The organism is Kingella oralis, from assembly GCF_014054985.1.
GTDB lineage: Bacteria > Pseudomonadota > Gammaproteobacteria > Burkholderiales > Neisseriaceae > Kingella_B > Kingella_B oralis.
The window spans coordinates 84306-110245 of record NZ_CP059569.1 but is presented as its reverse complement, the minus strand read 5'-3'; the positions used below and the strand labels follow the sequence as shown (position 1 = coordinate 110245).

The 25940-nt window shown below is 53.7% G+C and carries 17 protein-coding genes, 3 tRNA genes and 3 rRNA genes; 7 read left to right on the top strand and 16 right to left on the bottom strand.

Annotation, left to right across the window (positions count from 1 at the left end):
* The first annotated feature begins 85 nt into the window (after positions 1 to 85).
* Both dnaQ and H3L93_RS00555 read left to right on the top strand, forming a co-directional pair.
* Positions 86 to 820, top strand: a complete 735-nt coding sequence (dnaQ, locus tag H3L93_RS00560) for a DNA polymerase III subunit epsilon (RefSeq protein WP_003798185.1) — start codon at positions 86 to 88, stop codon at positions 818 to 820.
* A gap of 156 nt (positions 821 to 976) precedes the next feature.
* Positions 977 to 1258 (top strand): hypothetical protein, encoded by a 282-nt coding sequence (locus H3L93_RS00555; protein WP_003798186.1) that lies wholly within the window; start codon positions 977 to 979, stop codon positions 1256 to 1258.
* Positions 1259 to 1475: 217 nt separating this feature from the next.
* Here H3L93_RS00555 and pcnB read toward each other — a convergent pair whose 3' ends face one another.
* Positions 1476 to 2804, bottom strand: a complete 1329-nt coding sequence (gene pcnB / locus H3L93_RS00550; protein ID WP_040559052.1) for a polynucleotide adenylyltransferase PcnB — start codon at positions 2802 to 2804, stop codon at positions 1476 to 1478.
* A 39-nt stretch (positions 2805 to 2843) separates the two neighbouring features.
* Here pcnB and H3L93_RS13245 point away from each other — a divergent pair, with 39 nt between their 5' ends.
* Positions 2844 to 2969, top strand: coding sequence for a hypothetical protein (locus H3L93_RS13245; RefSeq protein ID WP_281365012.1), 126 nt, complete (start codon positions 2844 to 2846; stop codon positions 2967 to 2969).
* Between the two features lie 464 nt (positions 2970 to 3433).
* On the opposite strand, the gene H3L93_RS00545 is transcribed toward H3L93_RS13245, so the two are convergent.
* Positions 3434 to 3742, bottom strand: a complete 309-nt coding sequence (locus H3L93_RS00545; protein ID WP_003798189.1) for a hypothetical protein — start codon at positions 3740 to 3742, stop codon at positions 3434 to 3436.
* A gap of 333 nt (positions 3743 to 4075) precedes the next feature.
* Here H3L93_RS00545 and H3L93_RS00540 point away from each other — a divergent pair, with 333 nt between their 5' ends.
* Both H3L93_RS00540 and H3L93_RS00535 read left to right on the top strand, forming a co-directional pair.
* Positions 4076 to 4555: an FKBP-type peptidyl-prolyl cis-trans isomerase gene (locus H3L93_RS00540; protein ID WP_003798192.1), complete on the top strand. Its 480-nt coding sequence runs from the start codon at positions 4076 to 4078 to the stop codon at positions 4553 to 4555.
* Positions 4556 to 4671: 116 nt separating this feature from the next.
* Positions 4672 to 5289 carry an IMPACT family protein gene (locus H3L93_RS00535; RefSeq protein ID WP_003798195.1) on the top strand — a complete coding sequence of 206 codons (618 nt, stop codon included), beginning with the start codon at positions 4672 to 4674 and terminating at the stop codon, positions 5287 to 5289.
* A 116-nt stretch (positions 5290 to 5405) separates the two neighbouring features.
* Here the strand turns inward: H3L93_RS00535 and H3L93_RS00530 are convergent.
* Positions 5406 to 5495: transfer RNA gene (locus H3L93_RS00530), tRNA-Ser, on the bottom strand.
* A gap of 200 nt (positions 5496 to 5695) precedes the next feature.
* Here H3L93_RS00530 and clpB point away from each other — a divergent pair.
* Positions 5696 to 8272 carry an ATP-dependent chaperone ClpB gene (gene clpB / locus H3L93_RS00525; RefSeq protein WP_003798196.1) on the top strand — a complete coding sequence of 859 codons (2577 nt, stop codon included), beginning with the start codon at positions 5696 to 5698 and terminating at the stop codon, positions 8270 to 8272.
* A 73-nt stretch (positions 8273 to 8345) separates the two neighbouring features.
* Here clpB and mqo read toward each other — a convergent pair whose 3' ends face one another.
* Both mqo and sstT read right to left on the bottom strand, forming a co-directional pair.
* Entirely contained in the window at positions 8346 to 9830 is a 1485-nt protein-coding gene (gene mqo, locus H3L93_RS00520) for a malate dehydrogenase (quinone) (RefSeq protein WP_003798198.1), read from the bottom strand.
* A gap of 89 nt (positions 9831 to 9919) precedes the next feature.
* Complete coding sequence (gene sstT, locus H3L93_RS00515) at positions 9920 to 11155, bottom strand: serine/threonine transporter SstT (protein WP_003798199.1); 1236 nt, start codon at positions 11153 to 11155, stop codon at positions 9920 to 9922.
* A 356-nt stretch (positions 11156 to 11511) separates the two neighbouring features.
* Here sstT and H3L93_RS00510 point away from each other — a divergent pair, with 356 nt between their 5' ends.
* Positions 11512 to 12576 (top strand): 2,3-butanediol dehydrogenase, encoded by a 1065-nt coding sequence (locus H3L93_RS00510; RefSeq protein ID WP_003798202.1) that lies wholly within the window; start codon positions 11512 to 11514, stop codon positions 12574 to 12576.
* Between the two features lie 368 nt (positions 12577 to 12944).
* Here H3L93_RS00510 and H3L93_RS00505 read toward each other — a convergent pair whose 3' ends face one another.
* From H3L93_RS00505 to ligA, 11 genes are all read right to left on the bottom strand, one after another.
* Positions 12945 to 13547: a hypothetical protein gene (locus H3L93_RS00505; protein ID WP_003798206.1), complete on the bottom strand. Its 603-nt coding sequence runs from the start codon at positions 13545 to 13547 to the stop codon at positions 12945 to 12947.
* A 2-nt stretch (positions 13548 to 13549) separates the two neighbouring features.
* A complete protein-coding gene (locus H3L93_RS00500) occupies positions 13550 to 15259 on the bottom strand; it encodes a biotin--[acetyl-CoA-carboxylase] ligase (protein ID WP_003798207.1) in 1710 nt (569 codons plus the stop codon).
* Positions 15260 to 15400: 141 nt separating this feature from the next.
* Positions 15401 to 15799 carry a ComEA family DNA-binding protein gene (locus tag H3L93_RS00495; protein WP_003798210.1) on the bottom strand — a complete coding sequence of 133 codons (399 nt, stop codon included), beginning with the start codon at positions 15797 to 15799 and terminating at the stop codon, positions 15401 to 15403.
* A gap of 130 nt (positions 15800 to 15929) precedes the next feature.
* Positions 15930 to 16042 (bottom strand): 5S ribosomal RNA (gene rrf, locus H3L93_RS00490).
* A 138-nt stretch (positions 16043 to 16180) separates the two neighbouring features.
* A 23S ribosomal RNA gene (locus tag H3L93_RS00485) occupies positions 16181 to 19069 on the bottom strand.
* 369 nt (positions 19070 to 19438) lie between these two features.
* Positions 19439 to 19514, bottom strand: a tRNA-Ala gene (locus tag H3L93_RS00480).
* A gap of 50 nt (positions 19515 to 19564) precedes the next feature.
* Positions 19565 to 19641 (bottom strand) — tRNA-Ile (locus tag H3L93_RS00475).
* A gap of 67 nt (positions 19642 to 19708) precedes the next feature.
* Positions 19709 to 21249, bottom strand: a 16S ribosomal RNA gene (locus tag H3L93_RS00470).
* Together the 16S, 23S and 5S rRNA genes with 2 tRNA genes alongside form the textbook arrangement of a ribosomal RNA operon.
* Before the next feature lie 640 nt (positions 21250 to 21889).
* Positions 21890 to 23002 carry an aspartate-semialdehyde dehydrogenase gene (gene asd / locus H3L93_RS00465; RefSeq protein ID WP_003793340.1) on the bottom strand — a complete coding sequence of 371 codons (1113 nt, stop codon included), beginning with the start codon at positions 23000 to 23002 and terminating at the stop codon, positions 21890 to 21892.
* Between the two features lie 164 nt (positions 23003 to 23166).
* On the bottom strand, positions 23167 to 23562 hold the full coding sequence (locus H3L93_RS00460) for a hypothetical protein (RefSeq protein ID WP_003793338.1): 396 nt from the start codon (positions 23560 to 23562) through the stop codon (positions 23167 to 23169).
* A gap of 12 nt (positions 23563 to 23574) precedes the next feature.
* Positions 23575 to 25914 (bottom strand): NAD-dependent DNA ligase LigA, encoded by a 2340-nt coding sequence (gene ligA, locus H3L93_RS00455; RefSeq protein WP_040558037.1) that lies wholly within the window; start codon positions 25912 to 25914, stop codon positions 23575 to 23577.
* Positions 25915 to 25940 lie beyond the last annotated feature (26 nt).

Genomic DNA, 25940 nt, shown 5'->3' with positions numbered 1-25940 from the left:
ACCCGTTTTCAGGCTGCCTACATCCCCACTTAGGCAGCCTGAAAACGATTTATCAACATTCTGCAAAACCAAGAAAGCATACAACATGACCCCAGCCCACCCCCGCCAAATCATCCTCGACACCGAAACCACAGGCTTCTACCACTCCGCCGCCGAAAACCCCGACCGCCTGATTGAATTCGCGGGGCTGGAAATGGTGAACCGCCAGCTCACCGAAAACACCCTCCATCTCTACATCCACCCCCAGCGCGACATCCCCGCCGAAGCCGCCGCCATCCACGGCATCACGCTAGACCAACTTGAAGGCAAGCCCGTTTTTGCCCAAGTCGCCCAACAAATCTTCGATTTTCTCAAAGGCGCGGAGCTCATCATCCACAACGCCAAATTCGACATCGGCTTTCTCAACGCCGAATTCGCCCGCGTCGGGCTGCCCCCGATTGACAGCGTGTGCAGCGTCATCGACACGCTGGAAATGGCGCGCAACAAATACCCGGGGCAAAAAAACAACCTAGACGCGCTGTGCAACCGCTTGGGCGTGGACAGAAGCCGCCGCGTGCTGCACGGCGCGCTCATCGACTGCGAACTGCTCGGCGGCGTGTACCTTGCCATGACGCGCAACCAATTCAGCCTGACCGACGTGCTGGAAGACGAAGCAGAAACCGCCGCGCCCGCCGCCCAAACAACCGCCGCCCCCGCACCCGTCTTCCGCGCCGACAGCCTTATCGTGCTGCACGCCGATGCCGATGAAGCCGCCGCCCACGAAGCCTATTTGGACGGTTTGGGCAGCGAATGCGTGTATCGGCAGCCTGAAAACGAGTGAAGCGAGTTTCAGCGAAGCTAAAACCAAAGGCTTCAGCGAAGCGAAAACGGATAACCCGCGTTGGATACCACAAACCGTTTTCAGGCTACCTTAATGGCGGGCAATAAACAGCTTTAAGCCAACCGCTGCCTGTTTCCAATCAACAAAAAACAGAAAATGAACACTCCCAACCAAAACGACAATGACAACGACATTCGCCAAATTACAAGCGAATTAGAAGCAATAGAACAACGCCTGCAAGCAATATTAGAAACGCTGAACGCAGAAATAAAGCATACAGACCACGCGCTCAAACGCTTTCAAGACGAGATGCGCGCCGTTGAAAAACGAGAAGCGCGAGCCAGCCTTTGGTACAAAAGATTGGCGTTCATTATCGTGGGATTATTTTTGCTTTCTATGCTTGTCTTGATTTTAAAAGCGAAATTTGAGGCAGCCTGAAAACCGTATAACCGTTTTCAGGCTGCCTCAATCCATTCAATTCAAGCCTTTTCAGGCTGAAACCTTTGCAAAACTTGCAGCCAATGGAGCGTCGGCGGCTCGCCGACATTTTTCCAATCAGTAAAGCCCTGTTGAACCAAGCATTTGGCGACGAGCCGTCGCCGCTCCATTTTAAATTTCAGGCTGCCTCTGCATCCAAAGGCAGCCTGAAACGCATCTACTCCCCGCTGCTTTTCTTCCTACGCCGCCGTTTCTTCTTCGCCCCGCCCGCCCCAGCAGCCGCGCCACTCTGTTGTCCCGCCGCCTCCACCATCGCCCGCTTATCCGCATCCGAAGCGTGCTGAAAGCGCATCCACCAATCCGCCAGCGGCTGCAAATCCTCATCCATTTGCGCGCGCAACAGCAAAAAATCATACGCCGCGCGAAACCGCGCCTGCGCCAGCAAACGAAACGGACGGCCGCCGCGCTGATGCGCAAACTGCGGCTGCAACAGCCAAATCTCCCGCATCGTCGCCGAATAACGCTGCGGCACGCCCCAGCCGCGCTCCATATCGTCGCGCAAGCCGTTCACCGCCGCGCCCATCGCCGCAGCCGCCCCCGTGCCACACCCCATTTCAGCCTGCCAACGCCCGTCCACATCCTGCCAAAACAACGCCGCCAGCATAAACCCCACCGACACCGATTTGCCCGCCCCCAGCCGCGCATCCGTCTGCTGCAAAGTCAGCAGACCAACATGCTGCGCCCCGCCATCTGCCGCCCGCAACATCGCCGAGAGCAAAGGATGCACCGCCTCCGTCAAGCCCAGCCGCCGCAAGGCAGCCAAACACCCCGCCGCATTGCCCGACAACAAAATTTTCAACAATTCATCAAACAACCGCGCCACAGGCTCATGCCGCAGCAGCAGCCCCATCTCCCCAATCGGCGCCGCCGTTGCCGCCTCCACCGCAAAGCCCAGTTTCCCCGACAAGCGCGCCGCCCGCAGCATCCGCACAGGGTCTTCCTGATACCGCTCCGCCGCATCGCCAATCATCACCAAGCGCCGCACCGCCACATCCTCCCAGCCGCCGTGAAAATCCAGCACCTGCTGCGCCGCCACATCGTAATACAGCGCATTGCAGGTGAAATCACGCCGCATCGCATCCTGCTCCAACGAGCCATACGCGTTATCCCGCATAATCCGCCCGCTCGCATTCTGCATCACGCGCCCGCCGCTGCGAAACGTGCTCACCTCAATCGTCTCGCTGCCCTGCATCACATGCACAATCTGAAACCGCCGCCCGATAATCCGGCTGCGGCGAAACAAACGATGCACCTGCTCGGGCGTGGCGCTGGTTGCCACATCAAAATCCTTCGGCTCGATGCCCAGCAGCAAATCGCGCACCGCACCGCCCACCAAATACGCCTCAAACCCCGCCCGATGCAAGCTCTCCAACACCCGCAAAGCTGCCTGATTGCGCACAGCCAGCTTCACCGCATGGCGCACGCAATGCACCTTGCCCGCCGCGCGTTTTTTCGGCAGCACCCGCTTTATCAAATTTTTAAACATACCAACTTCCTTAAACCGCAAGGCAGCCTGAAACCATCTTTGCCAAAGAGTCTTAAACACACAATGGAGCGTCGGCGGCTCACCGACAAGGACGGATTGCAATACGCATTGCCTCCATCCAAAAAACCGCTTGGCAAAGATTTCAGGCAGCCTGAAATCCATTAAATTAAACAAACATCCGCAGAAAACCATGCAATCAACCGTTTCCCGCGAAACCATCATCCCCCGCGCCGCAAGCATCCGAACATCCCGCCGGCAAAATAGCCATTGCGCCCGAAATCCCCTACAAACTTGCCATTTTACAATCATTCCGCCGCCAACCCATAATCCGCCACCGCCCCTTTTTTCAGGCTGCCACCTTTGCAAAAGCCCTGAGGCAGCCTGAAATCTAAAATGGCACAGCGACGGCTCGTTGCCCAATGGCGTATTCAACAGGGCTTCACCGGTTGGCAACATCGGCAAGCCGCCGCTCCATGGGTTGCGGGTTTTGCAAAGGTTTCAGGCTGCCCATCCTCCCCTTCCCAAACAACAAAAGGCTGAATACCCAAAAGTATCCAGCCTTTGCATCGCAGCTGTTGCCAGCTAAAAACCCCTATTCAACAGCAAGCCGCGAATACGGGTTTTCTGCATTATTTAGCAGCAGAAGCCGCCGCAGCCACCTTAGAAGCCGCTGCTTCCACCATAGAAGCACCCGCAGACATCGCATCAGAAGCTGCGCCTTTGGCTTCGGAAGCAGCAGAATTAACGGCCGCTTGCGCGTTAGAAGCCGCTTCAACAGCCGCGTTTTGTGCCGCAGAAGCAGCAGACGCGCCCTCGGCAGCTACGGTAGAAGCCGCTTCTTGCGCCGCAGAAGCCGCTTGGCTGGCAGCAGGTTTGTTGTCGCCGCAAGCAGCCAGCAACAAAGACATCAAAGCAACAGACAGTAGTGATTTTTTCATGTTTAACACCTTCAAATATTTTTTATCGTTGAATAAAAAGCAAAACGAGTCAGCAAAATGAATGTTATTTAGCTACTCGCTTGCCACAAAACTCGCGCATTGTGCATGAAATTAGACTACTGCGCAATCAAATCGTATATTTATTTGTGTTGAAACAGATTTTGTCCGCATAAAAACACGCCGATGCGGAAATAATCGACTGAAATCAAACCCAATCCGCGCGCCGTTCCTGTTGCCACCGCGCAACATCCAGCGCGGCCCATCCGCCTATGTTATACTCCGTCGCTTCGCAACCGCGAAACTGAAACCAAGCATTCGCCCAAAGGAAACCCCATGAGCATCCAAAAAAACTCCGTTGTGTCGCTGCACTACGAAATGTACGACGCGGATAACAACCTGTTAGACAAAACCCAAGAACCCATCGAATACCTGCACGGCGGCTACGACGGCATTTTCCCGCTGGTGGAAGAAGCCCTGCACGATAAAAACGTGGGTGACGAAGTGGACATCACCATGCAGCCCGAAGACGCGTTCGGCGAGCAAGACCCCGAGCTGGTGCGCATTGAAGACGTAAAAGTGTTCCCCGTGGAAGTGGAGCCCGGCATGATGTTTGAAGCCGACGACCCCGAACACGGCGGCGTGATTATCTACCGCGTAACCGACGTTGCCGACGGCAAAGCCGTGGTGGACGGCAATCACCCGCTCGCAGGCATGAAAATCCGCTTCAAAGGCACGGTTGCCGCCGTGCGCGAAGCCAGCGCAGAAGAAATCGCCCACGGCCATGTGCATGGCGCACACGGGCATCACCACTAATCCCTCCCATCAAGGCAGCCTGAAAACACGCAAGTCATTTTCAGGCTGCCTTTTATTACCGTTATTCCCCTTTTCAGGCTGCCCTATCCATCAGAGGCAGCCTGAAAACAGCCATTATGCCCGCACCGCCTACCACCTACCGCACCCTAGCCGCCCCCGTCAGCGCCGAGTTCAAAGACAAAGGCAGCCGCTTCATCGCCTACGCCTATCCCGTGCGCACTGCCGAAGAAGCCAAAGCCCACGTTGAAGCCCAGCGGCAAGCCCACCACAAAGCCCGCCATTGGTGCTACGCCTACCGCATCGGCACAGACGGCAACCAATTTCGCGCCAACGACGATGGCGAACCCAGCGGCAGCGCAGGCCGCCCCATTCTCGGGCAAATAGATTCCTTTGAACTCACCGACGTGCTGGTGATTGTGGTGCGCTATTTTGGCGGCACACTGCTGGGCGTGCCCGGTCTCATCCATGCCTACAAAACCGCCAGCCAAATGGCGTTTCAGGCTGCCACCATCGTTGAGAAAAACATAGAAAAAACCGTTTACCTGCGCTGCGACTACCCCATGCTCAACGAAGCCCTACGCATCGCCAAAAACCACCACGCCAGCATCATCCAACAAGACTTGCAGCTAGATTGCCGCCTTACCCTGCGCATCCCCCTTGCCGATTACGAAGCCTGCCTTGCCGCATGGGCGTTCACACGGCAAATCGACACCGGCGAAGAGCCCTTCGCCTAAACATTCCGCGCATACAAAAGTCAGCCTGAAAACCATTTCGCCCGTTTTCAGGCTGCCTCTGTTTTATCCGTGCATGAAAAATCCCCAAGAACCGAAATTCTTGGGGATGGAAACCTTGGCGGAGGCGGTGAGATTCGAACTCACGGAGGGCGCAAACCCTCGACGGTTTTCAAGACCGTTGCATTAAACCGCTCTGCCACACCTCCGTCTTGAAGCGGCGAACTATACCAATTTTTACATTTACTGGCAAGCAAATTTCCGCCGCGCGCTCTTGAAAAATGCAACAGACTGTTTTCAAACAAAACAAATTTTCAGCAGCCTGAAAAATCGCGCTTGTTTTTTGTTGGACTAGCCTTATATCGTGTGCATTGAATAATCTTCCAAACGAAAAAAGGAAAACGAAAACATGAGATATGACAAATTAACCACCAAATTTCAGGCTGCCTTGCAAGAAGCGCAAAGCCAAGCCATGGCAAGCGATTGCGGCTATTTGGAAGCCGTGCACGTTTTGCAGGCGCTGCTCAACGACAACGACAGCGGCGCGGCGGCGCTCTTGGTGCAAGCGGGCGGCAACATCACGCAGATTAAACAAGGCGTTCAGGCTGCCCTAAACGCGCTGCCGAAAGTGTCGGGGCAAGGCGGCGAAATGTTCCCCAGCCGCGAGCTGCAAAACGCGCTGAATCTGATGGACAAAGCGGCGGTGAAACGCGGCGATGCCTACATTGCCAGCGAATTGTTTTTGCTGGGTTTAATCCAAGAAAACGGCGCAACCGGCAAAATTTTGAAAGACGCGGGCGTAACCGAAGCCAAGCTCAACCAAGCGATTGAAAAACTCAACCAAGGACAAACCGTGGACAATCCAAACGCAGAAGACCAACGCGATGCGTTGAAAAAATACACCACCGATTTAACCGAACGCGCGCGCGAAGGCAAGCTAGACCCCGTTATCGGGCGCGATGACGAAATCCGCCGCGCCATTCAAGTGCTGCAACGGCGCACCAAAAACAACCCCGTGCTGATTGGCGAACCGGGCGTGGGCAAAACCGCGATTGTGGAAGGCTTGGCGCAGCGCATTGTGAACGGCGAAGTGCCCGAAAGCCTGCGTGGCAAACGCTTGCTGGTGCTGGATTTGGCGGCATTGATTGCGGGCGCGAAATATCGCGGCGAATTTGAAGAACGCTTGAAAGCGGTGTTAAACGATTTAGCCAAAGACGATGGCAACACCTTGATTTTTATTGATGAAATTCACACACTGGTGGGCGCGGGCAAAACCGATGGCGCAATGGACGCGGGCAATATGCTCAAACCCGCTCTGGCGCGCGGCGAGCTGCACTGCATCGGCGCGACCACTTTGGACGAATACCGCCAATACATTGAAAAAGATGCCGCGCTGGAACGCCGCTTCCAAAAAGTGTTGGTGAACGAGCCGAGCGTGGAAGACACGATTGCGATTTTGCGCGGCTTGCAAGAGCGTTACGAAATCCATCACGGCGTAGATATTACCGACCCTGCGATTGTGGCGGCGGCAGAGCTTTCCAACCGCTACATCACCGACCGCTTCTTGCCCGATAAGGCGATTGATTTGATTGACGAAGCGGCAAGCCGCATCAAAATGGAAATTGATTCCAAGCCCGAGCAAATGGACAAGCTGGACCGCCGCATCATCCAGCTCAAAATGGAGCGGATGCACGTTGAAAAAGAAAGCGATGAAGCAAGCAAAAAACGCTTAACGCTGATTGACGAAGAAATCGCGGGCTTGGAAAAAGAATACGCCGATTTGGACGAAATCTGGAAGGCGGAAAAAGCGTCTTCGGTGAGCATGAGCGATTTGAAAACGCAGATTGATAATCTGAAAACGCGCATTGAGCAAGCCAAACGCGCGGGCGATTATGGCTTGGCTTCGGAATTGGAATACGGCGAGCTGCCTAAATTGACGCTGCAACTGAAAGATGCGGAGCGTTCAGGCAGCCTGAAAAAACACAATACGTTGTTCCGCACCGAAGTGGGCGCGGAAGAAATCGCGGAAATTGTGTCGCGCATGACGGGCATTCCCGTGTCCAAAATGATGGAAGGCGAGCGTGAAAAACTGCTGAAAATGGAAGATGTGCTGCACCGCCGCGTGGTGGGGCAGGATGAAGCGGTGCGCGCGGTGTCCGATGCCATCCGCCGCAGCCGCAGCGGTTTGGCCGACCCGAACAAGCCTTACGGCAGCTTTCTGTTTTTAGGCCCGACCGGCGTGGGCAAAACCGAGCTGTGCAAAGCGTTGGCAGGCTTCTTGTTTGACAGCGAAGACCACCTTATCCGCATTGATATGTCGGAATACATGGAAAAACACAGCATCGCGCGTTTAATCGGCGCGCCTCCGGGCTATGTGGGCTACGAAGAAGGCGGCTATCTGACCGAGCAAGTGCGCCGCAAGCCATACAGCGTGATTTTGCTGGACGAGGTGGAAAAAGCGCATCCCGATGTGTTCAACATTCTGCTGCAAGTGTTGGACGACGGACGTTTGACCGACGGACAAGGACGCACGGTGGACTTTAAAAACACGGTCATCGTGATGACCAGCAACATCGGCAGCCAAGCGATTCAGGCGATGGGCGACACGTCGGATTACGATGCGGTGAAAGCGGCGGTGATGGAAGATGTGAAAGCGTATTTCCGCCCCGAGCTGATTAACCGTATTGACGAAGTGGTGGTGTTCCACGGCTTGAACGCGGCGAACATCCGCAGCATCGCGCAAATCCAATTAGACAGCCTGAAAAAACGTTTGGCGGAACAAAACCTGCGCTTGGAGGTTTCGGAAGCGGCGTTGGATGTGTTGGCGCAAGCGGGCTTTGACCCTGTTTACGGCGCGCGTCCGCTCAAACGGGCGATTCAAGCCGAGATTGAAAACCCGTTGGCAAAAGCCTTGCTGGAAGGGCGTTACGCGCCTGAAAGCACCATTCGCGTGGAAGCGCGCGATGGGGAGTTGGTTTTTGCTTGATTGATTTGAGGTGAAATAAAGGCAGCCTGAAAACGTGAAATGGCGTTTTCAGGCTGCTTTTGCTTTAACCGTTCTAATTCTGCTTGGCAAACAAGGCTTGCTCAATTTCCGCGTTCACGCGGGCGAGCAGTTCGGGCTGGTCGGCAAGGGTTTGCCCGTAAGACGGTATCATGGTTTTCAGGCTGCTTTCCCAGTCTTTCAGGCTGCCTGCAAAGCATTTTTGCAGCACTTCCAGCATGATGGCAACCGAGGTGGATGCCCCCGGCGATGCACCGAGCAAGGCGGCAAGGCTGCCGTCTTGGGCGTGGATGACTTCGGTGCCGAATTGCAGGCTGCCGTGTTCGGAGGCGGTATCTTTGATGATTTGCACGCGCTGCCCCGCTTGGGCAAGCTCCCAGTCTTCTTCGCGTGCATCGGGGATAAATTCGCGCAATTCTTGGATGCGCTGCGCTTTGCTGAGCAATACTTGCCCAATCAGGTATTGGGTAAGGGTGCGGTTTTTGATGCCTGCGGCGAGCATGGTGCGCAAGTTGTGCGGTTTGAGCGAGGCGGGCAAATCGCAGATTGAGCCGTGTTTGAGGAATTTGGTGGTGAAGCCTGCAAAAGGTCCAAACAATAAGGCTTTTTTGCCGTCAATATAGCGCGTGTCCAAATGGGGAACGGACATCGGCGGCGCGCCCACTTTGGCTTTGCCATACACTTTGGCGTGGTGTTGGGCAATCAATTCTTCGTTGCGGCACACGAGAAACAAGCCGCTCACGGGGAAGCCGCCGATGTGTTGGCTTTCGGGGATGCCTGTTTTTTGCAGCAAATTCAGGCTGCCGCCGCCCGCGCCGATAAACACAAAATCGGCGGTGTGTTGCTGCAATACGCCGTCTTTTAGGCTGGCGATGACCCATTTTTGCTCGGTGGTGCGGTTAATGGCGGTTACTTCGGTGTGGTAATGGAAGGCGGTTTGCTGCTCGGCAAGGTGATCAAAAAGCTGGCGGGTCAGCTCGCCGAAGTTCACGTCGGTGCCGTTGGCAAAATGGGTGGCGGCGACGGCTTGCCCGCTGGGGCGGTTGTGCATCATCAGCGGCAGCCATTGGCGCAGCGTGGCTTCGTCTTCGCTGTATTGCATGGCGGCAAACAGCGGATGCTGCACCAGCGCGGTATGGCGGGCGCGCAGAAATTGCATGTCGCGCTCGCCTATTACAAAGCTGATGTGCGGCAGGCGGCGGATGAAGTTTTCAGGCTGCCGGATACAGCCTTGCTTTGCCCAATGCGCCCACAGTTGCAGCGATAGGCTGAATTTTTCGTTGATGGCAACGGCGCGGTTGATGCTGATGCTGCCATCGGCGGCTTGCGGGGTGTAGTTGAGTTCGCACAGCGCGGCGTGCCCCGTACCCGCGTTGTTGCTTTCTTGCGAGCTTTCCAGCGCGGGCGCGCCCAGCCGTTCAAACACGGTGATGCTTTTTTCGGGCGCAAGCTGTTTGAGCAGCGTGCCGAGCGTGGCACTCATAATGCCTGCGCCGATGAGGGCGATGTTGCTGTGTGGGATGGGAGAAGTGGTCATCATGCGTTCCTTGATAATTGTGTTTCAGGCTGCCTAATGATGCGGGATTAGGCAGCCTGAAAATCATGTTTTAAAGAAAAATGGCTGCGGATTTAGTTCAGCCCCTTGCCCTTGCGTTGCGCCCCCAAATCCGCCGCCGCGGTAAACAGCACATCGGTGGACGAGTTCAACGCCGTTTCCGCCGAATCCTGAATCACGCCAATCACAAAGCCCACGCCCACCACCTGCATGGCAACATCGTTCGGGATATTAAACAAGCTGCACGCCACGGGAATCAGCAGCAGCGAGCCGCCTGCCACGCCCGATGCGCCGCACGCGCTCACCGTCGCCACCAAGCTCAACAGTAACGCCATGCCAAAATCCACATGAATGCCTTGCGTGTGCGCCGCCGCCAATGCCAACACGGTAATCGTAATCGCCGCGCCCGCCATGTTAATCGTTGCGCCCAGCGGGATGGACATGGCGTAAGTGTCTTCATGCAAGCCCAATTTTTTTGCCAACGCCATGTTCACAGGAATATTGGCGGCAGAAGAGCGGGTGAAAAACGCGGGAATGCCGCTTTCGCGCAAGCAAATAAACACCAAAGGATACGGGTCGCGTCGGATTTTCCACCACACAATCAACGGATTGAACACAAACGCCACCAAGCCCATGCAGCCGAGCAGCACCAAAATCAAATGACCATACTCCTGCGCCATGCGTTTGAAGCCCGTTTCTTCCACGGTAATCGCCACCAATCCCATGATGCCCAGCGGCGCAAACCTAATCACGCCGCGCACAATCATGGAAACCGCGCTGGCTAAATCGCCGATGATGGTGTGGGTAACTTCGTTGGCATTGCGCAGCGCAAAGCCCAGCATCAACGCCCACGCCAAAATGCCGATGTAGTTGCCGCTGGATAACGCGCTAATCGGGTTGGACACCAAGCTCATCAACACGTTTTTCAGCACTTCGGCGATGCCTGATGGCGGCGCAAGGTTGGTTTCGGGCGCGGCAACCAGCGTGAGCGAGGTGGGGAACATAAAGCTCGCCGCCACCGCAATCACCGCCGCGCCAAACGTGCCGATTAAATACAGCAGCAAAATCGGGCGCATATGCGTTTGCGCGCCTTCGTTGTGCTGGGCAATCGCCGCCGTTACCAAAATAAACACCAAAAACGGCGCAACCGCTTTGAGTGCACCCACAAACAGGCTGCCCAAAATGCCAACAGTGGGCGCGGCCGATGGGATAAATTGCCCGATGATGATGCCAATTATCATGCCGATGATAATCTGCCAAATCAGACCGATGCGGTTGTACCACGCGGGTTTTGAAGAGGGTTGAGTCATGCACTGCTCCTTGAAATGTAAAGATTTAAGCGAGATTTGTTAAGAGTGGCTTGCATTGTAGGGGAAATTAAAATGGTTGGGCAATGGGAAATTGCACCCAAGCGGCGATTTATTTGCTGAGGCGGGGCAAAATGGTTTTCAGGCTGCCTCAGCGATACATCAGAGGCAGCCTGAAAACAGAATCCGTGTAAAAAACCTTGCACCCTATTTTTTCATAAGTTTACAATACAGTTACAGTAGTCGCTCAGCTAAACTGCCTTGCGCGATTGTTGTAGCTTGAAGCGATTGCCCGCTGCAAGCGGACAGCAGTACCGCCCGTTTGCTTATTCCAACCTACCAAATAGGAGTAAACACAAATGAAAGCAGCACGTTTCCACAACAAAGGCGATATTCGCATTGAAGACATCCCCGAACCCACCGTTGCCCCTGGCACAGTCGGTATCAACGTGGCTTGGTGCGGCATCTGCGGCACAGATTTGCACGAATTTATGGAAGGCCCGATTTTCATTCCGCCTTGCGGCCATCCGCATCCCATTTCGGGCGAATCCGCGCCCGTTACCATGGGGCATGAATTTTCAGGCGTGGTGTATGCCGTGGGCGAAGGCGTTACCGATATTCAAGTGGGGCAGCACGTGGTGGTTGAGCCCTACATCATCCGCGATGATGTGCCAACGGGCGAGGGCAGCAATTATCATCTGTCCAAAGACATGAACTTTATTGGCTTGGGCGGCTGCGGCGGCGGTTTGGCAGAGAAAATCGCGGTCAAACGCCGCTGGGTGCACCCCATCTCCGATGCCATCCCGCTGGATGAAGCGGCGTTGATTGAGCCGCTGTCGGTGGGGCATCACGCCTTTGTGCGCTCGGGCGCGAAAGAAGGCGACGTGGCGCTGGTGGGTGGTGCAGGACCGATTGGCTTGCTGTTATCCGCCATTTTGAAAGCCAAAGGGCTTAAAGTCATCATCACCGAACTGAGCAAAGCGCGCAAAGAAAAAGCACGCGAAGCGGGCGTGGCAGACTACATTCTTGACCCCAGCGAAGTGGACGTGGTTGCCGAAGCGATGAACATCACCAACGGCAAAGGCGTGGACGTGGCGTTTGAATGCACCAGCGTAAACAAAGTGTTGGATACTTTGGTTGCCGCCATGAAGCCAACGGGCAAAGTGGTGATTGTGTCTATTTGGAGCAAACCCGCCACCATCAACGTGCACAGCGTGGTGATGAAAGAATTGGACGTGCGCGGCACCATCGCCTACTGCAACGACCATGCCGAAACCATCAAGCTGGTGGAATCGGGCAAAATCAATCTGAAACCGTTTATCACGCAGCGCATCAAGCTGGACGAATTGATTTCGGAAGGCTTTGAGCGGCTGATTCACAACAACGAATCGGCGGTTAAGATTATTGTGAACCCGAATTTGTAAGGGCAACCGCCCTATGATGAGGCAGCCTGAAAACCTAAATAGTGGTTTCAGGCTGCCTTATTCAGAAACAAACCGTTTGGTATACTGCCAAACAGTTTTTTGTTGGAGGATGGGTTTTCAGGCTGCCTCATTAGTTGAATAAGTTGAACAAGCCAAAAGCAGCCTGAAATCTAAAATGGAGTGGCGGTAGCTTGTCGCCAAATAGCGCGTATTCGACAGGGTTTTGCTAATGGGAACAATGTCGGCGAGCCTTTGATGCGTCATCGGTTATCGGTTTTACAAAGATTTCAGGCTGCCTCATAAGCCGGACAAACCAAAGGCAGCCTGAAAACGCTTATTCTGGTTTTCAGGCTGCCTATCGTTTGAAATTAGTGGTCGCAAGCCGTGCGGTTCAACGCGCCATAACGCCCCACAATGCTTTGCAACTCGCCCGCCTCTTCGTTGCTCACCGACATAAACATAATATTCATGCGGGCAGAAGTTTGGCTGTCTCCCTCGCCGCCGCCCTGCACCACTTGGCGCGATGCCGCGTGCGGGAATTTGCCCAGCAAGCCTTTGATGCGGTGGTAGTCATCCTCGGGGATGCTCACGCGGGCGGAACAAGCGCGGTATTTGGCGCGCGGCTCGGCGGCTGCCGTTTGGGCTGTTTTGCCGCTGCCTGCCGACAGCGAAGCGCCCGTGTTGTTGGCGTTCGCATTGCGCTGCGGACGCACGGTGTTGGCGGTTCTGCCCACAATTTTGCCGATGGCGCTGCCTGCGGGCACGCCGTTGGTGGTTACTGTGCCGTTGGTGGAAACGGTGGTGGGCGTGCCGTTGCCTGTGTTAATGATGATTTGTTGTGGCGCTTGGGGTTGCTGCGGCGCTTGCACGACTTGCGGCTGCGGTTTTTTGGGATTCATGATTTTATTGCCAACAAATCCCGCAAACACGATGAGATTAAGCGCCACCAGCGTGGCAAATATCCACTTCATTCTTATTCCTTATGGGCTGGTTGATGCTCTAACCAGTTGATTAAGCCAAAAATTACGAGATTATCTACAATTTTTACCTTATTGTCCAAACTAAATGCTTCGGGCAAGGCTTCGGCAATCTTGCGCGCGCCGCCGCCTGTGATGATGAGGTCGGTGGGCTGATTGTGGTTGCGCTCTTTGAGCCTTGCGTGCATCAGCAAAATAGAGCCGCACACCGCGTCCATCATGCCGGTGGCGATGGCGTTGGCGGTGGTGGTGGGGAACGGATAGCGTTGCCCTTCGGGGCGATGCAGATTGGCGGTTTTTTGTAGCAAAGATTCGTGCATCAAATGAAAACCAGGCATGATGCTGCCGCCAAGATAATGGTTGTCGGCGGTAATCGCATCGATGGTTACGGCTGTGCCGCAGCTTACGACCACGCTGGCGTTGTGGCTGAACTTGCGGCTGCCCAGCGCGTTGAACCAGCGGTCTGCACCATGTTCTTCGTGGTTGCGGTAGTGGTTAACCATGCCGAGCGCATGGGGCATGGAGGTGAGCCATTCGATGGGGCGTTGCAAACGGTAGGCGACCGTTTCGCGTTTCGCCATACTGCACACCGATGAGCCCACAATGCGGGTATCGGATTGCCCGTATTCTGCCCATTCGTGCGCTAGGCGCGACAAATCGCGGTAAGGCGCTTGCCCTGTCCGCAGGATGACACCGTTTTCCACCCATGCCCATTTGAGACGGCTGTTGCCGCTGTCCAGCAAAAGATAATGGTGGCTGTTGGCGTGCAGTTGCTCGGGGCGGCGCAGGCTAATTTCGCCGCTGGCGATGTGTTGCACGCCGCCGTAGTCGGTTTGCAGGCGCAATTCGCCGCGTTCGGTTACGCCCAGCACCTGCCCGTATTGGGTGATTTGGTCGCCGTGCAATAAATAAACGGTTTGGTTTTGGTCGCGGTGCGCCGCTTCATAGGCAGCCTGAAACGGGGCAAAGCCTGCTTGCGCGAATTGAGTCAGATGGCTGTGCAATTCGTTGAGCAAAACGTTGAACACTTCGGCGGTGCTGTGTTTGGCGATCGATGCAGCCTGAAAAGAGGTGCTGTTTTCCGCCTGATCGGGCACAAGAAAATTGATACCGATGCCGATAACGGCGTGGGTTTGGTTGTTGCTGCGCACGGTTTCAATCAGAATGCCGCCCAGCTTGTCCATGCCGATAACAAGGTCGTTTGGCCACTTGATTTGCACGGCACAGCCCAGTTGCGACAAGGCGCGTTGGCAAGCGAGCGCGGCAACCAACGATAATGCGCCCAGCTCCGCTTGCGGCTGCTCAAATGTCCATCCCATGCTAAACATCAGACATTCGCCCAGCTGGTTGTGCCAGCTTTTGCCTTGCTGCCCGCGCCCCGCATTTTGCGTGTGCGCGGCAATCACACGTCGATGAATCAAGCAGCCTGAACGCGCATCGTCAAGCAATAATGTGTTGGTGGATGCGGTTTCAGGCTGCACTTGCACGTCAAACAAAGGATGTTGTGTGTTTTCAGGCAAGAGTGCGATGGCTTTGGCAAGTTTCCAGTAACCATCGTTTTGACGCAGCAAACTATGCAAATGCTGCGGCGCTTGTTGCCATAAGCCGTTGAGCTGGGCAGGCGTGGTTTGAGCAATTTGAGCAAGCTCGGTTACATGGCGGGGTTTGCCGTCTGATAATGCGGTTAATAGAAGCAAAAAGGACATAATTGATGAAAATAGAAAAAGGCTGGATTCTACACTTGTTTACGAGATTTAGGGCGGGCTAAACAGGGGACAAACCCTTCGTCTTGCCAAAACAAAACCGCCGCGACATTAAGTCATGGCGGTTTTTATCGTTATTCCCAATCACTTAGCGGCATCAGCCTTATTAGTCTTATCAGCCTTAGACGCAGCAGGTTTGGGGGCCGCTTTGGGTTGGGCGGCAGGCGCAGCAGCGCCCACCGTCAATTCGCTTCTCAACTTATCCACTGTTTTTTGCCCGATACCGGGCACGTTTTTCAAATCATCCACTGATTTGAACGCACCATTTTTTTGACGGTATTCCACAATTGCCGTAGCTTTTTTCGCCTTAATGCCTTTCAGCGTACTCAGTTGCTCCACCGTTGCCGTGTTCAAATCAACCGCAGCCAGCGCAAAAGAAAAGCTCAACGAAGCCAGCACAGCCAAGAATAATTTTTTCAACATGATAAAATCTCCATAAAGTGATTTAAAACAAAAGCCGCATTCTATTTTCAAAGTATGCATTATGCAAGCCAATCATTGCACCGTAGCAAATATATTTCACTTACAGGCTGCTGTAACAAATAAAATCAAACAGCCCCCAAGACTAAACCCCTTTGGCTGTGATGGCAACCAAAGGGGTTTTGCATAAGGAGTTTGGCGATGACCTACTTTCGCATGGGAATCCATACTATCATCGGCGCTGGTTCGTTTCACTGTCCTGTTCGGGATGGGAAGGAGTGGGACCAAACCGCTATGGTCGCCAAACATAAACTGTCAAATTGGCAAGCCGTTTATCAACTTTTTATTTATTACTTTATTTTGTCTTATTTCGGTGATGAATGTATTCATCAGTAAGCTTTATCTTTGCTTCACTTTGTTTTATTGCAAAGTTCTTCAAATGATAGAGTCAAGCCTCACGAGCAATTAGTACAGGTTAGCTTCACACGTTACCGTGCTTCCACACCCTGCCTATCAACGTCCTGGTCTCGAACGACTCTTTAGGAGGATTAAATCCTCAGGGAAGTCTCATCTTCAGGCGAGTTTCGCGCTTAGATGCTTTCAGCGCTTATCTCTTCCGAACTTAGCTACCCGGCGATGCGACTGGCGTCACAACCGGTACACCAGAGGTTCGTCCACTCCGGTCCTCTCGTACTAGGAGCAGCCCCCGTCAAACTTCCAACGCCCACTGCAGATAGGGACCAAACTGTCTCACGACGTTTTAAACCCAGCTCACGTACCACTTTAAATGGCGAACAGCCATACCCTTGGGACCGACTACAGCCCCAGGATGTGATGAGCCGACATCGAGGTGCCAAACTCCGCCGTCGATATGGACTCTTGGGCGGAATCAGCCTGTTATCCCCGGAGTACCTTTTATCCGTTGAGCGATGGCCCTTCCATTCAGAACCACCGGATCACTATGTCCTGCTTTCGCACCTGCTCGACTTGTCGGTCTCGCAGTTAAGCTACCTTTTGCCATTGCACTATCAGTCCGATTTCCGACCGGACCTAGGTAACCTTCGAACTCCTCCGTTACTCTTTGGGAGGAGACCGCCCCAGTCAAACTGCCTACCATGCACGGTCCCCGACCCGGATTACGGGTCTGGGTTAGAACCTCAAAGCCACCAGGGTGGTATTTCAAGGACGGCTCCACAGAAACTGGCGTTTCTGCTTCTAAGCCTCCCACCTATCCTACACAAGTGACTTCAAAGTCCAATGCAAAGCTACAGTAAAGGTTCACGGGGTCTTTCCGTCTAGCAGCGGGGAGATTGCATCTTCACAACCATTTCAACTTCGCTGAGTCTCGGGAGGAGACAGTGTGGCCATCGTTACGCCATTCGTGCGGGTCGGAACTTACCCGACAAGGAATTTCGCTACCTTAGGACCGTTATAGTTACGGCCGCCGTTTACTGGGGCTTCGATCCGATGCGCTAACATCTTCAATTAACCTTCCAGCACCGGGCAGGCGTCACACTCTATACGTCCACTTTCGTGTTAGCAGAGTGCTGTGTTTTTAATAAACAGTCGCAGCCACCGATTCTCTGCGACCCTCAGATGCTTCCGGAGCAAGTCCTTTACATTAGAGGGCATACCTTCTCCCGAAGTTACGGTATCAATTTGCCGAGTTCCTTCTCCCGAGTTCTCTCAAGCGCCTTAGAATTCTCATCCTGCCCACCTGTGTCGGTTTGCGGTACGGTTCAATTCAAACTGAAGCTTAGTGGCTTTTCCTGGAAGCGTGGTATTTGCTGCTTCATGTCCGTAGACACTCGTCATCACGTCTCGATATTAAAGAAGCGGATTTGCCTACTCCTTCTACCTACCGGCTTAAACAATCTATTCCAACAGATTGCCAGCATAACCTTCTCCGTCCCCACATCGCATTTGAATCAAGTACGGGAATATTAACCCGTTTCCCATCGACTACGCATCTCTGCCTCGCCTTAGGGGCCGACTCACCCTACGCCGATGAACGTTGCGTAGGAAACCTTGGGCTTTCGGCGAGCGGGCTTTTCACCCGCTTTATCGCTACTCATGTCAACATTCGCACTTCTGATACCTCCAGCATACCTTACGATACACCTTCTCAGGCCTACAGAACGCTCCCCTACCATGCACTAAAAGTGCATCCGCAGCTTCGGTTACAGATTTGAGCCCCGTTACATCTTCCGCGCAGGAAGACTCGACCAGTGAGCTATTACGCTTTCTTTAAATGATGGCTGCTTCTAAGCCAACATCCTGGCTGTCTGTGCCTTCCCACTTCGTTTACCACTTAATCTGTCATTTGGGACCTTAGCTGGCGGTCTGGGTTGTTTCCCTCTTGACACCGGACGTTAGCACCCGATGTCTGTCTCCCGAGGAGCAACTTGATGGTATTCTTAGTTTGCCATGGGTTGGTAAGTTGCAATAACCCCCTAGCCATAACAGTGCTTTACCCCCATCAGTCTCATACTCGAGGCACTACCTAAATAGTTTTCGGGGAGAACCAGCTATCTCCGAGTTTGTTTAGCCTTTCACCCCTATCCACAGCTCATCCCCGCATTTTGCAACATGCGTGGGTTCGGACCTCCAGTACCTGTTACGGCACCTTCATCCTGGCCATGGATAGATCACTCGGTTTCGGGTCTACACCCAGCAACTATGTCGCCCTATTAAGACTCGGTTTCCCTACGCCTCCCCTATCCGGTTAAGCTCGCTACTGAATGTAAGTCGTTGACCCATTATACAAAAGGTACGCAGTCACGGAATTATTCCGCTCCCACTGTATGTATGCATCAGGTTTCAGGTTCTATTTCACTCCCCTCCCGGGGTTCTTTTCGCCTTTCCCTCACGGTACTGGTTCACTATCGGTCGATGATGAGTATTTAGCCTTGGAGGATGGTCCCCCCATCTTCAGACAGGATTTCTCGTGTCCCGCCCTACTTGTCGTATACCTAGTACCACCAATCTGTTTTCGAATACGGGGCTATCACCCACTATGGCAGAAGTTTCCAATTCCTTCTTCTAACAGTTTGGCTATCTTATACAGGCTCCTCCGCGTTCGCTCGCCACTACTTGCGGAATCTCGGTTGATTTCTTTTCCTCCGGGTACTTAGATGGTTCAGTTCTCCGGGTTCGCTTCTCTTGTCCTATGTATTCAGACAAGGATACTTAGTAAACTAAGTGGGTTTCCCCATTCGGACATCACCGGGTCATTGCTTTATTGCCAGCTCTCCGATGCTTTTCGCAGGCTTACACGTCCTTCGTCGCCTATCATCGCCAAGGCATCCACCTGATGCACTTATTCACTTGACTCTATCATTTGAAGAACCTTTTGACTTCGTTATAACCAGCGTTGACTACCGCTATAACTTAGATTCCCTACTTTGATAAAGCTTACTGCTTTGTTGTGTCTTAATCCTGCCTTTTGTGTTTCAGGATTAAGTCGATACAATCATCACCCAAATTCTTTTGTTTGTTTCTTTTTTGCCTGTTTGCTTTTTAACTTGCGTTAAATGGCATTTCAGGCTGCCTGAAATGCTGTTGCACCAGCATTTCAAACCAATCCAAACTTTTGTCTTTGTTTGTTGATTTCGGCTTTCCAATTTGTTAAAGATCGATGCGTTGTTTTCGCAAATTAAAATAGCCTAACATGCTTTCAGGCTGCTTTGATTTGGGAAATCTTGGTGGAGGCAAACGGGATCGAACCGATGACCCCCTGCTTGCAAAGCAGGTGCTCTACCAACTGAGCTATGCCCCCAGTATTCTCTTTTCCTCTCATGAGGTTTTTTACTTGCGGCTTGCTTCTCTTGGTGGGTCTGGTAGGACTTGAACCTACGACCCCACGCTTATCAAGCGTGTGCTCTAACCACCTGAGCTACAAACCCTATGTGTCGCATCTTTATGTACAGTTTACCGATAAGTGTGAGTGCCTAATCGTCTCTTTTTCTCTAGAAAGGAGGTGATCCAGCCGCAGGTTCCCCTACGGCTACCTTGTTACGACTTCACCCCAGTCATGAAACATACCGTGGTAAGCGGCCTCCTTGCGGTTAGCCTACCTACTTCTGGTATCCCCCACTCCCATGGTGTGACGGGCGGTGTGTACAAGACCCGGGAACGTATTCACCGCAGTATGCTGACCTGCGATTACTAGCGATTCCGACTTCATGCACTCGAGTTGCAGAGTGCAATCCGGACTACGATCGGTTTTCTGAGATTGGCTCCACCTCGCGGCTTGGCTACCCTCTGTACCGACCATTGTATGACGTGTGAAGCCCTGGTCATAAGGGCCATGAGGACTTGACGTCATCCCCACCTTCCTCCGGTTTGTCACCGGCAGTCTCATTAGAGTGCCCAACTGAATGGTGGCAACTAATGACAAGGGTTGCGCTCGTTGCGGGACTTAACCCAACATCTCACGACACGAGCTGACGACAGCCATGCAGCACCTGTGTTACGGCTCCCGAAGGCACTCTTCCGTCTCTGGAAGATTCCGTACATGTCAAGACCAGGTAAGGTTCTTCGCGTTGCATCGAATTAATCCACATCATCCACCGCTTGTGCGGGTCCCCGTCAATTCCTTTGAGTTTTAATCTTGCGACCGTACTCCCCAGGCGGTCAATTTCACGCGTTAGCTACGCTACTAAGCAATCATGTTGCCCAACAGCTAATTGACATCGTTTAGGGCGTGGACTACCAGGGTATCTAATCCTGTTTGCTACCCACGCTTTCGAGCATGAACGTCAGTATTATCCCAGGGGGCTGCCTTCGCCATCGGTATTCCTCCACATCTCTACGCATTTCACTGCTACACGTGGAATTCTACCCCCCTCTGACATACTCTAGCTTACCAGTTCAAAACGCAGTTCCCAAGTTAAGCTCGGGGATTTCACATCTTGCTTAATAAACCGTCTGCGCTCGCTTTACGCCCAGTAATTCCGATTAACGCTCGCACCCTACGTATTACCGCGGCTGCTGGCACGTAGTTAGCCGGTGCTTATTCTTTAGGTACCGTCAGCAGATAATGGTATTAACACTATCCTTTTCTTCCCTAACAAAAGTCCTTTACAACCCGAAGGCCTTCTTCAGACACGCGGCATGGCTGGATCAGGCTTGCGCCCATTGTCCAAAATTCCCCACTGCTGCCTCCCGTAGGAGTCTGGGCCGTGTCTCAGTCCCAGTGTGGCGGATCATCCTCTCAGACCCGCTACTGATCGTCGCCTTGGTAGGCCTTTACCCCACCAACTAGCTAATCAGACATCGGCCGCTCGAATAACGTGAGGTCCGAAGAGCCCCCACTTTCCTTCTCAAAGCGTATGCGGTATTAGCTATCCTTTCGGATAGTTATCCCCCATTACTCGGTACGTTCCGATGCATTACTCACCCGTTCGCCACTCGCCACCAAAAGAGCAAGCTCTTTCGTGCTGCCGTTCGACTTGCATGTGTAAAGCATGCCGCCAGCGTTCAATCTGAGCCAGGATCAAACTCTTATGTTTAATCTCTAACTTACTTTATTCTGGTCTGCTTCAAAGAAACTGACAAGGCAATCAATAACAATTCAAACTAAAAGCCTAAATCATCATTAATCCTTCTTGTCTGTTTTTGTCGCAGTGTGAGACCATCAGGCACTCACACTTATCGGTAATCTGTCTTCTTAAAGAACAAAACTTAAGCTTCTTTACAGAAGCTTTGACTGCCGTAGCAGCGAAAGATGCGAACTATACCTGCCCCACCCAATATTGTCAACTCATACGTGGGAAATTATTTACCACCAACCGGCAAATATCTGCCCGGTAACGGTTTTTTGTAATGATTTTTTTGTTCGGTCGGCTTTTGCGGTAACCAACAAAGGCGGCTTTGCCTGCTGAAAATGGTCGGGATGGACAGCATGAAATTGGGAGTGTGGGGTTTTAAGGATGCTTTTGGCATTTGCAATGTAGGCATTTTGTTTTGTTTTACCTGTTACAGAAACCCGCTTTGCTTGCTTTTAGGCTGCTTCTGCGCTTTTGCAAAGATTCGGTACGGTCTTTGCATCTAATTCAAATTAATAATATCAAAAAAATTAAAAATCACAGCAAAGGCAGCCTGAAAACGGATTTCAGGCTGCCTTAAAGCGTGCGCACACGCCAATTCTGGTTACAGTTTTCCTAACACGATGTTCAGCATGCGGCGAATCGGCTCTGCCGCGCCCCACAGCAGTTGGTCGCCCACGGTAAACGCGCTGATGTACTCACCGCCCATTTCCAGCTTGCGAATGCGCCCAACCGGGGTTGCCAGCGTGCCGGTTACCGCTGCGGGCGTGAGCTCGTGAATGGTGGCTTCTTTGGTGTTGGGCACGACTTTTGTCCACTCGTTTGCGCCGGCGATGGTTTGCTCAATTTCTGCCAGCGGTAAATCTTTTTTCAGTTTCAGCGTAATCGCTTGGCTGTGGCAGCGCATTGCGCCGATGCGGACGCACAAGCCGTCCACAATTACGGGGCGGTTGGCGCCGAGAATTTTGTTGGTTTCCACGCCGCCTTTCCATTCTTCTTTGGATTGCCCGTTGCCCAAATCGGCATCAATCCACGGAATCAGGCTACCTGCCAAGGGCACGCCAAAGTTGGCTTTGGGATAGTCTTCGGAGCGCAAAAAGTCGGATACTTTGCGGTCAATCGCCAAAATCGCGCTGGCGGGGTCGGTAAGCTCGGCGGCGACTTGGCTGTGCACCGCGCCCATGCCACTAATCAACTCGCGCATATTTTTTGCACCCGCGCCCGATGCGGCTTGGTAAGTCATGCTGGTTGCCCATTCTACCAAGCCGCTTTGGAACAAGCCGCCGAGTGCCATCAGCATCAGCGATACGGTGCAGTTGCCGCCGATGTAGTCTTTGATGCCGTTTTTCAAACCTGCGTCAATTACATTGCGGTTTACGGGGTCTAGCACGATGATGGCATTGTCTTTCATGCGCAGCGCAGAAGCCGCGTCAATCCAGTAGCCGCTCCAGCCGCCGGCGCGCAGGGGTTCGTGCACGGCTTTGGTGTAATCGCCGCCTTGGCAAGTTACGATGATGTCCATTTTGGCGAGTTCGGCGATGTTGTTGGCATCCAGCAAGGTTTTGTTGGCTTGCCCGAAATCGGGGGCGGTACCGCCCACGTTGGATGTGGTGAAGAAATGGGCTTCGGGGATGTGGACGAAGTCGTTTTCTTCGCGCATGCGTTGCATGAGTACGGAGCCGACCATGCCGCGCCAGCCGATAAATCCTACTTTCATGTGTGTCTCCTGATATATGGTGTGGATGGAAAAGGTGGGGTTTTAATCGTTTGTTAGAGTTTTGTAAAGGGGGATATGGTTTTCAGGCTGCCTATCGGGGGGATGGGCAGCCTGAAACGGGTTTTAGGGTCAGCGCAACAGTGAAACTTGGATTGCTGCACAGCCTATTGCAACAAACTCGCCAGCCAATCGCGATGATACTTATCTTGCTCGGCAACCGATGCAACCCAATCCGCATCGGCTTTATCAAAAATAGCGGCTTTCTGCTTGGCGGGCTGCCCCGTTTGGTTCAAATACACAATACGCCCGAGGCTCATTTGGCAGCTCATGCCAGACGGATAAGCATCTATTCTTGCGCCGTTGCATAAAATCATCGCGTTTTGCGTTTCCAGTTCCAATCGGATTTGGCGCAGCGCGTCAAAGAAATCGTCTGCCGTTTTGGTGAGGCTCGTCTGGTTGTAATTCAAAGTGATTTGGGCGCGATGGTCGGCGGTGGTTACATCGTTCAAAACGCCTTGCAATTCAACGCCGTTTTTTCGGATGGCTACGATTCGTTCCATGCAATCCCCTTGCTACCCCAGCATCCCCAACAGCTCTTCTTCGCTCAATACCGTTATCCCCAAGCTCTGCGCTTTCTCCAATTTAGACCCCGCTTCCGCGCCCGCCACCACAAAATCGGTTTTCTTGGACACGCTGCCCGACACTTTGCCGCCCGCCGCTTCAATCAACGCGGCGGCTTGGTCGCGTTTGAGCGTGGGCAGCGTGCCGGTGAGTACAAAAATTTTGCCTGTGATTTCGTTTTTCAGGCTGCCTGAAACGGCGTTATCTGCTGGTAGCGCATGCTCGGGCAGCTGGGCGAAAAAGGCATCTATGTCGCGCAACAGTCGGGCGTTTTCAGGCTGCCTGCGCCATGCTTGCCAGTCTGACGGCAGGGCATCATCCGCAAGCAGTTGCGCGATGCTGCCGCCTGCCAAGTCCCACAGCTCTTGGGCACGTTTTTCGCTGATTTTGTAATCGGGCAAACGCGCCAGCCAACGCGCGGGCGTGGCGTATTCGAGCACAAGCGTGGCAATCGCTGCCTCTTGCGGCGACACGAAGTGCAACAAATCATCCAGCAATTTTTGCTGTTCAGGCAGCCTGAAAAAGTGCGCGATGGAATGGGCGACCACGCTGCCGATGTCAGGCAAACAAGCCAGCACAGGCTCGGGGGCGCGGCGCACGGTGTCCCAATCGCCAAACGCGGCGGCAAGCTGCTTGGCGGTGCTTTCGCCCACGTGCCGAATGCCGAGCGCAAACAAAAAGCGAGCAAGCGGCGGCTGGCGACTGGCGGCGACCGCGTCCAAAATATTGTGCGTCCATTTGTTCGCGCCCGATTTGCTGTCTTTAATGGTTTGCAACTTGGCTATATCTAATTGATAAATATCGGCAAAACTGTGCAACACATCTTGTTCCACTAGGGCTTCAATCTGCTTGTCGCCCAAGCCTACAATATCCATCGCCTTGCGGCTGGCGAAGTGAATCAGCCCTTGCGCACGCTGCGCCTTGCACACGATGCCGCCTGTGCAACGCGCCACCGCCTCGCCGATTTCGCGCTCCACTGCGCTGCCGCACACGGGGCAGGTTTCAGGCAGCCTGAAAGCGGGGTGCTGCGGCTCTTGCCGTTCGCCCAACAAATCCACGTTGCGCATCGGGCGGCGTTCCAACACCACGCGCACCACTTCGGGAATCACATCCCCCGCACGGCGCACCACAACGGTATCACCCACGCGCACATCTTTGCGCGCCACTTCGTCTTGGTTGTGCAGCGTGGCGTTGGTTACGGTTACGCCGCCCACAAACACGGGTTTGAGCCGCGCCACAGGCGTGATAGACCCCGTGCGCCCCACTTGCACATCAATCGCCTCCACCGTGGTCAAGGCTTCTTCGGCGGGGAATTTGTGCGCAATCGCCCAGCGCGGCGCACGCGACACGAAGCCGAGTTGCTGCTGCTGCCGCAAATCGTTCACTTTCACCACCATGCCGTCAATTTCATAAGGCAACTGCGGGCGTTGCTGCGCCATGGTTTCATAAAAATCCAGCACTTCTTGGATATTGGCACACACGCGAATTTGCGCTTGCGGCTCGCTAAACCCCAGCCGCGCCAGCAGTTCAATCTCCTGCGCATGGTTTTCAGGCTGCCTAAACGCCGTGCTCAACCGCGCGATGCCGTAGCCAAAAAAATGCAATTTGCGCTGCGCCGTAATCGCCGAATTAAGCTGGCGCAAGCTGCCCGCCGCCGCATTGCGCGGGTTGGCAAACGGTTTTTGCCCCGCGTCTAACTGACGGGCATTGAGCGCGGCAAAATCCGCTTTCAGCATCAGCACTTCGCCGCGAACTTCAATTAAATCAGGCACTTCATCGCCGTGCAGCCTCAAGGGAATGTTGCGCACGGTTTTGATGTTTTCGGTAACATCTTCGCCCGTTGTGCCATCGCCGCGCGTGGCAGCCTGAATCAAAATACCGTTTTGATACAACAGGCTAATCGCCAAGCCGTCAAACTTGGGTTCAATAATGTATTCGGTGTGCGCCGCGCCCAAATCCTTGCACACGCGCTCGTCAAACGCGCGCATTTCGGCGTGGTCAAACGTGCCTGCTTCATCATCGCGCGGCGAAAACGCATTCGCCAGCGACAGCATCGGCACGGCATGGATTACCGTTTCAAAGCCATCCAACACCGCCCCGCCCACGCGGTTGGTGGGGCTTTCAGGCAGCCTGAATTGCGGATATTCGGTTTCCAACGCCTCCAATTCTCGGTATAGGCGGTCGTATTCGCTATCGGGCACGGTGGGCGCATCGAGCGTGTAGTATTCGTGGGCGTATTGGTTGAGCTGGGCAGTTAAGGTTTGAATTTTTTGTTGCGCTTGTTGGGGCATGATAGGCAGCCTGAAAATGGAAAAGG

Excerpts from the sequence above, each read along its gene's own strand:
- dnaQ (WP_003798185.1), top strand. The coding sequence starts at position 86 with ATGACCCCAGCCCACCCCCGCCAAATCATCCTCGACACCGAAACCACA.
- H3L93_RS00555 (WP_003798186.1), top strand. The coding sequence starts at position 977 with ATGAACACTCCCAACCAAAACGACAATGACAACGACATTCGCCAAATT.
- pcnB (WP_040559052.1), bottom strand. The coding sequence starts at position 2,804 with ATGTTTAAAAATTTGATAAAGCGGGTGCTGCCGAAAAAACGCGCGGCG.
- H3L93_RS00545 (WP_003798189.1), bottom strand. The coding sequence starts at position 3,742 with ATGAAAAAATCACTACTGTCTGTTGCTTTGATGTCTTTGTTGCTGGCT.
- H3L93_RS00540 (WP_003798192.1), top strand. The coding sequence starts at position 4,076 with ATGAGCATCCAAAAAAACTCCGTTGTGTCGCTGCACTACGAAATGTAC.
- H3L93_RS00535 (WP_003798195.1), top strand. The coding sequence starts at position 4,672 with ATGCCCGCACCGCCTACCACCTACCGCACCCTAGCCGCCCCCGTCAGC.
- clpB (WP_003798196.1), top strand. The coding sequence starts at position 5,696 with ATGAGATATGACAAATTAACCACCAAATTTCAGGCTGCCTTGCAAGAA.
- mqo (WP_003798198.1), bottom strand. The coding sequence starts at position 9,830 with ATGATGACCACTTCTCCCATCCCACACAGCAACATCGCCCTCATCGGC.
- sstT (WP_003798199.1), bottom strand. The coding sequence starts at position 11,155 with ATGACTCAACCCTCTTCAAAACCCGCGTGGTACAACCGCATCGGTCTG.
- H3L93_RS00510 (WP_003798202.1), top strand. The coding sequence starts at position 11,512 with ATGAAAGCAGCACGTTTCCACAACAAAGGCGATATTCGCATTGAAGAC.
- H3L93_RS00505 (WP_003798206.1), bottom strand. The coding sequence starts at position 13,547 with ATGAAGTGGATATTTGCCACGCTGGTGGCGCTTAATCTCATCGTGTTT.
- H3L93_RS00500 (WP_003798207.1), bottom strand. The coding sequence starts at position 15,259 with ATGTCCTTTTTGCTTCTATTAACCGCATTATCAGACGGCAAACCCCGC.
- H3L93_RS00495 (WP_003798210.1), bottom strand. The coding sequence starts at position 15,799 with ATGCATACTTTGAAAATAGAATGCGGCTTTTGTTTTAAATCACTTTAT.
- asd (WP_003793340.1), bottom strand. The coding sequence starts at position 23,002 with ATGAAAGTAGGATTTATCGGCTGGCGCGGCATGGTCGGCTCCGTACTC.
- H3L93_RS00460 (WP_003793338.1), bottom strand. The coding sequence starts at position 23,562 with ATGGAACGAATCGTAGCCATCCGAAAAAACGGCGTTGAATTGCAAGGC.
- ligA (WP_040558037.1), bottom strand. The coding sequence starts at position 25,914 with ATGCCCCAACAAGCGCAACAAAAAATTCAAACCTTAACTGCCCAGCTC.